Raw genomic sequence first — 2109 nt, 5'->3', positions numbered from 1 at the left:
CCGCACACCGCGCTCAGGCCAGTTCCAGCTCCGCGACGTCCTGGTCCCCGCTGCGCCCGCCCGTCGGCCGGAAGCCGAGGCGGGCGTAGAACCCGGCCGGGCCGCCCTCGCCGGGCACGTAGGTGACGCAGACCCGGGTGCCGCCGCGGCGGCGGATCTCGGCGGCGACCTGCTCGACGGCGAAACGGCCGTAGCCCCTGCCCTGGCCGTCGGCGGCGATGTTGAGGCGCCAGAGACCGGAGCGCGGCTGGTCGCCGGGCTGGAAGACGACGTCGAAGAACGCCATCAGGAAGCCGACCGGCCGCTCGCCGTCGTAGACCAGCCAGGGCCAGGCGGTATCGCCGTACGCGTACGCCTCAGCCAGCGACCTGGCCACCGGGGCCACCAGGTGCTCCTGGTCGGGACGGACCTTCAGCTCCAGGGCGGCGTCGATGTTCTCCGGGGTGACCGGTTCGAGCCGCAGGGCGGGTACGGAGGACGGTTCCGTGGCAGGTGACATGGCGGTCAGACTAGTGAGCGGCACACCCGCCGGTCGCCCGGTTTTCAGGACGCCGCCGTGAACACCAGCGAGGCGTTGTGGCCGCCGAAGCCGAACGCGTTGGTGAGCGCCGCGCCGAGCGGGCCCCGGCGCGCGGCGCCGGCGACCACGTCCAGCTTGACCGCCGGGTCCTGTCGCTCCAGGTTGCGGGTGGGCGGGACGGCGCCGTCGCGCAGCGCGAGGACGGCCGCCAGCGCGCCCAGCGCGCCCGCCGCGCCGAAGAGGTGCCCGGTCATCGACTTGGTGGCGGTGACCAGCGGGTGGGCGCCGACCGCCTCGGTGACCGACTCGGCCTCGACCAGGTCGCCGAGCGGGGTGGAGGTGGCGTGGGCGTGGACGAGTTCGATGTCCAGCGGTGACAGTCCGGCCTCGGTCACCGCCCGGCGCATCGCGCGGACCTGGCCCTCGGCGGCGGCCGCGGTGATGTGGCGGGCGTCGGAGGTGACCGCCGCGCCGGCCAGGGCGGCGTGCGCGCGGGCCCGGCGGGCGGCGGCGAAGCCGGCCCGCTCCAGGACGACGACCGCGGCGCCCTCGCCGATCACGAAGCCGTCCCGGTCGGCGTCGAACGGGCGGGAGGCGCGGCCGGGTTCGTCGTTGCGCAGCGAGTGGGCCCTGGCCTGGGCGAAGCCGGCCATGGTCAGCGGGCAGATGCACGCCTCGGCGCCGCCCGCCACCACCACGTCGGCCCGGCCGAGGCGGATGAGGTCCAGGCCGAGCGCGATCGCCTCGGCGCCGGACGCGCAGGCGCTCACCGTGGTGTGCGCGCCGGCCCGGGCGCCGAGTTCGATGGAGACCCAGGCGGCCGGGCCGTTGGCCATCAGCATCGGCACGGTGTGCGGGGAGACCTTCCGGACGCCGGAGGCCTCCAGGACGTCGTCCTGGCCGAGCATGGTGAGCGCTCCGCCGGTGCCGGTGCCGATCACCACGGCGAGGCGATCGCCGTCGACCTCCGGGGCGCCGGCGTCGGCCCAGGCCTCGCGGGCGGCGATCAGCGCGATCTGCTCGCAGCGGTCGAGCCGCCTGGCCTGGACGCGGTCGAGGACCTCGGACGGCTCGACGGCGAGCTGCCCGGCGATCCGGACCGGGAGTCCGTCGGCCCAGTCGGCCTCGATCGACCGGATACCGCCGTCGCCGGCCAGCATCGCGGACCAGGTGGAGGCGACGTCACCGCCGAGCGGCGTGGTCGCGCCGAGTCCGGTGACGAGCACCGGTTCGGCGGAGAGGCCTCGGGGCCGGTTGTTGTCAGTACCCATCGAAAAAGCTCCATGGCTTCTGTGGAGGTTGTGAGGTAGGTACAACCCACCGCACCGGTAGGCGCGGGGAGCCTTCGCCTCACTTCCCACCCTGCCACGGCCATGATGGTCATTCAGATGTGCCGGCCGGCCGATTCGGCAGGCCTGGTTTTATAGGGATCCTCCAGATCGGGGCCGCGCCGCCCTGGCGCCGCGGGGGAACGGCGAAGGGCCCCGGCCGAATCGCTTCGGCCAGGGCCCCGGTGCGCACCAGGCGGGCCGGTTAGGGCAGGTTGCGGGCCATGACGACGCGCTGGATCTGGTTGGTGCCCTCGTAGA

At 74.7% G+C, this 2109-nt stretch carries 2 protein-coding genes; both read right to left on the bottom strand.

The window, feature by feature from the left end; all coding sequences use genetic code 11:
* Positions 1 to 13: 13 nt before the first annotated feature.
* On the bottom strand, positions 14 to 499 hold the full coding sequence (locus ABD308_RS07185) for a GNAT family N-acetyltransferase (RefSeq protein WP_344329453.1): 486 nt from the start codon (positions 497 to 499) through the stop codon (positions 14 to 16).
* 44 nt (positions 500 to 543) lie between these two features.
* Positions 544 to 1791: a beta-ketoacyl-[acyl-carrier-protein] synthase family protein gene (locus tag ABD308_RS07180; RefSeq protein WP_344329451.1), complete on the bottom strand. Its 1248-nt coding sequence runs from the start codon at positions 1789 to 1791 to the stop codon at positions 544 to 546.
* Positions 1792 to 2109 lie beyond the last annotated feature (318 nt).

Origin of the sequence: Kitasatospora putterlickiae (assembly GCF_039527695.1) — a bacterium.
In the GTDB taxonomy this organism is placed as follows: domain Bacteria; phylum Actinomycetota; class Actinomycetes; order Streptomycetales; family Streptomycetaceae; genus Kitasatospora; species Kitasatospora putterlickiae.
The sequence above is the reverse complement of the archived record's forward strand: the minus strand, read 5'-3'. Positions and strand labels throughout refer to the sequence as shown.

Bases quoted from the DNA above. Each gene is read 5' to 3' on its own strand.
- ABD308_RS07180 (WP_344329451.1), bottom strand. From the start codon at position 1,791: ATGGGTACTGACAACAACCGGCCCCGAGGCCTCTCCGCCGAACCGGTG.
- ABD308_RS07185 (WP_344329453.1), bottom strand. From the start codon at position 499: ATGTCACCTGCCACGGAACCGTCCTCCGTACCCGCCCTGCGGCTCGAA.